Source organism: Streptomyces sp. NPDC127106, from assembly GCF_042677605.1.
In the GTDB taxonomy this organism is placed as follows: Bacteria; Actinomycetota; Actinomycetes; order Streptomycetales; family Streptomycetaceae; genus Streptomyces.
On record NZ_JBHXTC010000007.1, the window covers coordinates 218,786 to 226,077 of the forward strand.

The following is a 7,292-nucleotide window of genomic DNA, read 5'->3' on the forward strand; positions in this document are numbered from 1 at the left end:
TTCCCCCCCCCGTTTCCCCCACCCACCCCCCCCCCCCCCCCCAACTATCAAAAACACCACCCCCACCCCCCCCGGTTCGGGGGGCCGGGCCCCCAGCCACCCCCCCCCCCCCCTTCCCGACCTACACCCTTGACGAAACTACCAACGCGCAGTAACGAGGCGACTACACGGTGAAGCGGAACGTTTGACACAGGGCTCCCACCTGCGAAAACACCGCGTTACCGGCCCCTATCCAGCACCGATCCAGCACGGTGCGAGTTCATCCAGCACATCCAGCACGCACGAGCGCGACGAACGCCCGTCACCCGCGACGCGTTGTGTACACATGAGACACTCGGTACCCTTGGGCGCATGACGCAGCCGCTGCCCATAGAGTCCATCCGCGATGTGCGTGCCCACCTCGCCGAGGTCGTGGAACGCGCCGACCGTGACGACGTACCCACAGTGATCACGCGCCGGGGCAAGGAAGTCGCCGCCGTCGTCTCCATCGAGGTACTACGCAAGTACCAGGAATGGGAAGAGCGCGAGATCAATCGGATCATCGACGAGCGCATGGCCAACCCAGCACCCGGCATCCCGATCGAGGACATCATGAGGGAGACGCTGGCGCGCGGTGAGTGAATACCGAGCCGTCTTCCGACCCGAGGCGCAGGCCGAGCTTCGGAAGATCCCGCGCGAGATGGTGCTGCGCATCCTGGCCAAGCTGACCGAGTTGGAAAGCGATCCACTCGGCTTCAACACCACCGCACTCGTGTCCCAGCCAGACCGCCGCCGGCTCCGGGTCGGTGACTACCGCGTCGTCTACACGATCGACAACGGGGAACTGGTGGTCTGGGTCGTTCACGCGGGACACCGGTCCACCGTTTACGACACCTGATTACTGCTGACCACACGTCAGAATATCCAGCACCCATCCAGCACGGTGACGACGAAGGGGTCGGACTCGACAGAGCCCGACCCCTTCTGGCGTGCGTGTTTGACTCAACACCTAACGTGCAGTATGCGCGCGACTACACGTTGAAGCGGAATTCGACTACGTCGCCGTCCTGCATGACGTAGTCCTTGCCCTCCATGCGGGCCTTGCCGGCGGAGCGGGCCTCGGCGACCGAGCCGCAGTCGATCAGGTCGGCGAAGTGGATGACCTCGGCCTTGATGAAGCCCTTCTGGAAGTCGGTGTGGATGACACCGGCCGCCTCGGGGGCCGTGGCGCCCTTCTTGATGGTCCAGGCGCGGGCTTCCTTCGGGCCTGCCGTGAGGTAGGTCTGCAGACCCAGGGTGTCGAAGCCGACGCGGGCCAGGGTGGCCAGGCCGGGCTCCTCGGCGCCGACCGACTGGAGGAGCTCCATGGCGTCCTCCTCGTCGAGCTCGGCGAGGTCCGCCTCCAGCTTGGCGTTCAGGAAGATCGCCTCAGCGGGGGCGACCAGGGTGCGCTGCTCCGCCTTGAAGGCTTCGTCCGTGAGCTCGTCCTCGTCGACGTTGAAGACGTAGAGGAACGGCTTCGTCGTGAGGAGGTGCAGGTCGTGGAGGAGCTCGGCCTTCTCGGAGCCCTGGACGATGCCCTGCGAGAAGAGGGTGTCGCCCTTCTCCAGGATCTCCTTGGCCGCCTCGACGGCCGCGACCTTCGGGGCCACGTCCTTCTTGATGCGGGCTTCCTTGGCCAGGCGCGGCAGGACCTTCTCGATGGTCTGCAGGTCGGCGAGGATCAGCTCGGTGTTGATCGTCTCGATGTCGTCCTTGGGCGAGACCTTGCCGTCGACGTGGACGACGTTCTCGTCCTTGAAGGCACGGATGACCTGGCAGATCGCGTCCGACTCGCGGATGTTCGCGAGGAACTTGTTGCCCAGGCCCTCGCCCTCGCTCGCGCCGCGCACGATGCCGGCGATGTCGACGAAGTCGACGGTCGCCGGGAGGATCCGCTGCGAGCTGAAGACCTCGGCCAGCTTGGCCAGGCGCTCGTCCGGGACACCGACGACGCCCACGTTGGGCTCGATGGTGGCGAACGGGTAGTTGGCCGCCAGCACGTCGTTCTTGGTCAGGGCGTTGAACAGGGTCGACTTGCCGACATTCGGCAGGCCGACGATTCCGATCGTGAGCGACACGTTGGCGACTTCCCGTAGCTGGAGGGGGCGGCGGCCCGGGAGCGGGCCACCGGACAGTTTACTTTCCGATGAGCGGGTCGCGTTGTACGCGTGTCCCCACGGCGATCGCGCACCCGGTCCGCCTAGTTTTGGGGGGTGGAGCACTACAGGACGCGTTCGGTCTCTCACCATCCGCAGCGGCAGCAGCCCCGGCGCCCCGGCGGGGTGCCGGCCCAGGGCGGCGCCGGGCGACCCCGGCCGGCTGCCGAGCGCCGGCTGCCGAGGCCGCGGCTGACCGGGCTGGGCGGCGGGCTGTTCGCGTGCGTGTCCATGACGCTCGTCGCCGGGTTCGTCTGGCTGCTGTTCGACGGCTCGGTGTTCGTGTACGGGCTGCTCTTCGTGCCGGTGGCGGCCGCGACCGCGCTGTGGGTGCGGCCCGCCGACCTGGTCACCGCGCCGATCGCCGTGCCGATCGCCTTCGCGGTCGGGGTCTGGCCGATCTCCGGCGACTCGGGCGGCTTCGGCGCGCAGGTCATGGGCGTGGTGTCGGCCCTGTCGCTGCACGCCGGCTGGCTGTACGGGGGGACGCTGGTGGCCGCGCTGATCGCCGTCGTGCGCAAGGCCGTGCTGATCGGGCGACGGCGCATCCCCCGCCGGGCTTCACCTTCCTAAGCGCTCCGGTCCCCCGCCGACCCCGCGCCCGCGCCCGTGCCCGTCCCCGCGGCCGGGGCCGCCGCCATTGCCGCGCCGACGATGCCCGCGTTGTTCTGGAGCTCCGCCGGGACGATCTCCGCCCGGATCCCGTCGATCAGCGGTAGGAACTTCTCCGGTTTGCGGCTGACGCCGCCGCCGAGGATGAACAGGTCCGGGGAGAACAGCATCTCCACGTGGGCGAGGTACTTCTGGAGCCGGCGCGCCCAGCGCTCCCACGTGAGGTCCTCCTCCTCCTTGGCCCGGACCGACGCCCGCTTCTCCGCGTCGTGGCCCTTCAGCTCCAGGTGGCCGAGCTCCGAGTTCGGGACCAGTCGCCCGTCCGTGAACACGGCGCTGCCGATGCCGGTGCCGAGGGTCAGCAGGATGACGGTGCCGTCGCGGCCGCGGCCCGCGCCGTACGTCATCTCGGCGATCCCCGCGGCGTCGGCGTCGTTGAGGACGGTGACCGGGCGGCCGTCCAGCCGCTGCGCGAGCAGGGCGCCGGTGTCGACGCCGATCCACGACGGGTCCATGTTGGCCGCCGTCCGGGTGACGCCGCCGGTGACGACGCCCGGGAACGTCACCCCGACGGGGCCGTCCCAGTCGAAGTGGCGGACCACCTCGACGACACAGCCGACCACCCCTTCGGGGGTGGCCGGCTGTGGTGTCAGTACTTTGTGGCGCTCCTGCGCCAGGCCGCCGCGGTCCAGGTCCACGGGCGCGCCCTTGATCCCGCTACCGCCGATGTCCACGCCGAAGATCTGCATGGACTCACCGTACGGAAAGGGCTACTCGTCTGCGACCAGTGCGGCGGCCTCCGACCGGAGGTCGCGGCGCAGTTCCTTCGGCAGGGAGAAGGTGATGGACTCCTCGGCCGTCTTGACGATCTCCACGTCCGCGTAGCCGCGCTCGGCGAGCCACTCCAGCACCTGCTCGACGAGCACCTCCGGCACCGAGGCGCCCGAGGTCAGGCCGACCGTGGTGACGCCGTCCAGCCAGGCCTCGTCGATCTCGCTCGCGAAGTCGACGAGGTGCGCGGCGCGCGCGCCCGCGTCGAGGGCGACCTCGACCAGGCGGATCGAGTTGGAGGAGTTCTTGGAGCCGACGACGATGACCAGGTCGGAGTCGGCGCCCATGACCTTGACCGCGGCCTGCCGGTTGGAGGTGGCGTAGCAGATGTCGTCGCTGGGCGGGGAGACGAGCAGCGGGAACTTCGTCTTGAGCGCGTCGACGGTCTCCATGGTCTCGTCCACCGACAGGGTGGTCTGGGAGAGCCAGACGACCTTGGACTCGTCGCGGACGGTGACCTTCTCGATGTCGTGGGGGCCGTCGACGATCGTGATGTGGTCCGGGGCCTCGCCGGAGGTGCCGATGACCTCTTCGTGGCCCTCGTGGCCGATCAGGAGGATGTCGAAGTCCTCCTTCGCGTACCGGATGGCCTCCTTGTGGACCTTGGTGACCAGGGGGCAGGTCGCGTCGATCGTCGCGAGCTTGCCGCGTGCCGCCTCCTCGTGCACGACCGGGGCCACGCCGTGGGCGGAGAACATGACGATGTTGCCCGGGGGGACCTCCTCCGTCTTCTCGACGAAGATGGCGCCCTTCTTCTCCAGCGTCTGCACGACGTACTTGTTGTGCACGATCTCGTGCCGGACGTAGACCGGCGCACCGTACTGCTCGAGGGCCTTCTCGACAGCGATCACGGCTCGGTCGACGCCCGCGCAGTAGCCGCGGGGGGCGGCGAGCAGGACGCGGCGGGAAGCGGGAGCAGGGGCGGCGGCAGCACTCATGCGGTCCATCGTACGGGGGTCCCGGCCGGGCCGTACGCCGCCCGTCGGCCCGGCCGCGGGGGCCGTGTCGCGCGTCCGTTCCGGGTGTCCTCCGCAGGGGGGCGTGCGGGCGGCCATCGGGACGGTGACCGTGCAGGCGGTCGTGCAGGCGGTCGCGAACGCGGTCATGGTGGTGGTCGTGGAGGTGGTCGTGTACGCGGTCGTGTACGCGGTCGTCGGGGCGGCCCCGCAGACGCTGTCGGTCCCGGCGGCTAGCCTGCCTGCATGGGTCTGAATACGTCGGCCGACGCGCCGCTGCCGGTCGGTCAGGTGTCCCGGCTCATCGGGGGCTGGATCGACCGGCTCGGCCAGGTCTGGGTGGAGGGGCAGATCACGCAGCTCTCGCGGCGGCCGGGGGCGGGGGTGGTCTTCCTGACGCTGCGCGATCCCTCGCACGACATCTCGCTGAGCGTGACCTGCTTCCGGCAGGTCTTCGAGGAGGTCGCGGACGCGGTCACCGAGGGTTCGCGGGTCGTCGTGCTGGCCAAGCCCGAGTGGTACGCGCCGCGCGGCCAGCTGTCGCTGCGGGCGTCGGAGATACGGCCGGTCGGCATCGGCGAGCTGCTCGCCCGGCTGGAGCGGCTCAAGCGCTCGCTGGCCGCCGAGGGGCTGTTCGCGCTGGACCGCAAGAAGCCGTTGCCGTTCCTGCCGCAGCTGATCGGGCTGGTGGTGGGGCGGGCGTCGGCGGCCGAGCGGGACGTGCTGGAGAACGCCCGGCGCCGCTGGCCGGCGGTCCGCTTCGAGGTGCGCAACGTCGCCGTGCAGGGCGTGCACGCGGTGCCCCAGGTCATCCAGGCGGTCAAGGAGCTCGACGACCTGGCCGAGGTCGACGTGATCATCGTGGCGCGCGGCGGCGGCAGCGTGGAGGACCTGCTGCCGTTCTCCGACGAGGAGGTCGTCCGCGCGGTGGCGGCGGCCCGTACGCCGGTGGTCTCGGCGATCGGGCACGAGCCGGACTCGCCGCTGCTGGACCTCGTCGCGGACCTGCGCGCCTCCACCCCGACGGACGCCGCGAAGAAGGTGGTGCCGGACGTCGGGGAGGAGCTGGAGCGGGTGCGCCAGTTCCAGGAGCGGGGGCTGCGCGCGGTGCGCGCGCTGCTCGACCGGGAGGAGCGGGGGCTCGCGCACGCGCTGGCGCGGCCGGTGTTCGTCCATCCGCAGCGGATGGTGGAGACCCGGGAGGACGAGCTGGAGGCCCTGCTGGGGCGCAGCCGGCGCACCCTGGGGCACCTGCTGGACCGGGCGGATTCGGAGCTCGCGCACACCCTGGCCCGGGTCGTCGCACTGTCGCCGGCGGCGACGCTGGAGCGGGGGTACGCGGTCCTCCAGCGCGCGGACGGGCACGTGGTGCGCTCGCCGCAGGAGGTGGCGCCGGACGAGGTGTTGCGGGCACGGGTGGCCGAGGGCGAGTTCTCGGTACGGGTCTCGGAGCGCCCGAAGCCGGACCCGGAGCCGGAGCCTGGCCGGCAGTGATCCCGGGGTGATCCCGGGGTGATCCCGGGGTGATCCCCAGAGCGGACATGACACATTTCCCCGTCGCACGTGGCGGGCACGAGACCGGAGGCGGTACAGGAATGACGGAAACGGATACCTCGTTGGGGTACGAGCAGGCGCGCGACGAGCTCATCGAGGTCGTCCGGAAGCTGGAGGCCGGCGGCACCTCCCTGGAGGAGTCGCTCGCGCTCTGGGAGCGGGGCGAGGAACTCGCGACGGTCTGCCGCCACTGGCTGGAGGGCGCCCGCGCCCGCCTGGACTCGGCGCTCGCGGCCCGCGAGGCGGCGGCCGAGCGGCAGGAGGGCGGCCGCGGGGAGTGATCCGTGCCACTCCCGGCTAGATTTAGTTGAATGTTCGACTACTTTGGCCGTAAAGTCGGTGGCGACGCTCCACCTCCGTATGGAAGAAGGCTTTGCGATGTCCCTCGTTCTCGACTCCGCCGCCCAGGACCTGCTGTTCCGCGAGGCCCGCACCACCAGCGCGTTCTCGGACGAGCCGGTGACCGAGGAGCAGGTTCAGGCGATCTACGAACTGGTCAAGTACGGCCCCACCGCCTTCAACTCGACCCCCCTGCGCGTGACCCTGGTCCGCTCCCCCGAGGCCCGTGAGCGCCTGGTCGAGCTGATGGACGAGGGCAACCAGGCCAAGACCGCCGCCGCGCCGCTGGTCGCGATCCTCTCCGCGGACAACGAGTTCCACGAGGAGCTGCCCGCCCTGCTGCCGCACTTCCCGCAGGCCAAGGACGTCTTCTTCAGCGAGCGCCCGGCCCGCGAGCGTTCCGCGTTGATGAACTCCGCCATGCAGGCCGCCTACTTCATCGTGGGCGTCCGTGCCGCGGGCCTGGCCGCGGGTCCGATGGGCGGCTTCGACTACGCCGGCATCCAGAGGGAGTTCCTGGACGACGACCACACCCCGCTGATGGTCGTCAACATCGGCAAGGCCGAGGGCGAGGTCCCGCACCCCCGCGGCCCGCGCCTGACCGCCGACCAGGTCATCACCACCGTCTGACCCCTCGAACGCTCCCCAGCGGATCACACGCGGGGGACACGCGGACCACACGCGGACCGCGCAGAGATCGAACGAAAGGCCGTGGGGGGCGGGGGGGGGGGGGGGCGCGGCGGGGAGGACGCTGAGGGGGGGGGGCCGCCGCCCCGAACGCGGGGGTGAGAGAACGGGCGCCCCCCCCACCAGGCGGGGGCGA

Annotated in this window: 10 protein-coding genes; 7 read left to right on the plus strand and 3 right to left on the minus strand. The window is 70.6% G+C overall.

Features of this window, described 5'->3' with window-relative positions:
• Positions 1 to 351: 351 nt before the first annotated feature.
• Both ACFVGY_RS10370 and ACFVGY_RS10375 read left to right on the plus strand, forming a co-directional pair.
• Positions 352 to 621 (plus strand): type II toxin-antitoxin system Phd/YefM family antitoxin, encoded by a 270-nt coding sequence (locus tag ACFVGY_RS10370; protein WP_019434848.1) that lies wholly within the window; start codon positions 352 to 354, stop codon positions 619 to 621.
• The gene (locus ACFVGY_RS10375) at positions 614 to 877 is read left to right on the plus strand and encodes a type II toxin-antitoxin system RelE/ParE family toxin (protein ID WP_385673926.1); all 264 of its coding nucleotides are present in this window, start codon (positions 614 to 616) and stop codon (positions 875 to 877) included. The genes ACFVGY_RS10370 and ACFVGY_RS10375 overlap by 8 nt, the downstream gene beginning before the upstream one ends.
• A 133-nt stretch (positions 878 to 1,010) precedes the next feature.
• Here ACFVGY_RS10375 and ychF read toward each other — a convergent pair whose 3' ends face one another.
• On the minus strand, positions 1,011 to 2,099 hold the full coding sequence (ychF, locus tag ACFVGY_RS10380; protein WP_385673929.1) for a redox-regulated ATPase YchF: 1,089 nt from the start codon (positions 2,097 to 2,099) through the stop codon (positions 1,011 to 1,013).
• Positions 2,100 to 2,234: 135 nt separating this feature from the next.
• On the opposite strand from ychF, the gene ACFVGY_RS10385 reads away from it, so the two are divergent.
• A complete protein-coding gene (locus tag ACFVGY_RS10385) occupies positions 2,235 to 2,750 on the plus strand; it encodes a DUF6542 domain-containing protein (protein WP_385673932.1) in 516 nt (171 codons plus the stop codon).
• On the opposite strand, the gene ppgK is transcribed toward ACFVGY_RS10385, so the two are convergent.
• Both ppgK and ACFVGY_RS10395 read right to left on the minus strand, forming a co-directional pair.
• Entirely contained in the window at positions 2,747 to 3,538 is a 792-nt protein-coding gene (gene ppgK, locus ACFVGY_RS10390; RefSeq protein ID WP_385673935.1) for a polyphosphate--glucose phosphotransferase, read from the minus strand. The genes ACFVGY_RS10385 and ppgK overlap by 4 nt on opposite strands.
• Before the next feature lie 21 nt (positions 3,539 to 3,559).
• Entirely contained in the window at positions 3,560 to 4,567 is a 1,008-nt protein-coding gene (locus ACFVGY_RS10395; RefSeq protein WP_385673938.1) for a 4-hydroxy-3-methylbut-2-enyl diphosphate reductase, read from the minus strand.
• A gap of 115 nt (positions 4,568 to 4,682) precedes the next feature.
• On the opposite strand from ACFVGY_RS10395, the gene ACFVGY_RS10400 reads away from it, so the two are divergent.
• The 4 genes from ACFVGY_RS10400 to ACFVGY_RS10415 all read left to right on the plus strand — a co-directional run bounded on the left by ACFVGY_RS10400 (position 4,683) and on the right by ACFVGY_RS10415 (position 7,099).
• The gene (locus ACFVGY_RS10400; protein WP_385673940.1) at positions 4,683 to 4,832 is read left to right on the plus strand and encodes a hypothetical protein; all 150 of its coding nucleotides are present in this window, start codon (positions 4,683 to 4,685) and stop codon (positions 4,830 to 4,832) included.
• Positions 4,823 to 6,070 (plus strand): exodeoxyribonuclease VII large subunit, encoded by a 1,248-nt coding sequence (xseA, locus tag ACFVGY_RS10405; RefSeq protein ID WP_385673943.1) that lies wholly within the window; start codon positions 4,823 to 4,825, stop codon positions 6,068 to 6,070. Before ACFVGY_RS10400 ends, xseA begins: the two co-directional genes overlap by 10 nt.
• Positions 6,071 to 6,171: 101 nt before the next feature.
• Complete coding sequence (locus ACFVGY_RS10410) at positions 6,172 to 6,411, plus strand: exodeoxyribonuclease VII small subunit (RefSeq protein ID WP_385673946.1); 240 nt, start codon at positions 6,172 to 6,174, stop codon at positions 6,409 to 6,411.
• A gap of 97 nt (positions 6,412 to 6,508) precedes the next feature.
• Positions 6,509 to 7,099, plus strand: a complete 591-nt coding sequence (locus ACFVGY_RS10415) for a malonic semialdehyde reductase (RefSeq protein ID WP_385673949.1) — start codon at positions 6,509 to 6,511, stop codon at positions 7,097 to 7,099.
• The last annotated feature ends 193 nt before the right edge of the window (positions 7,100 to 7,292 follow it).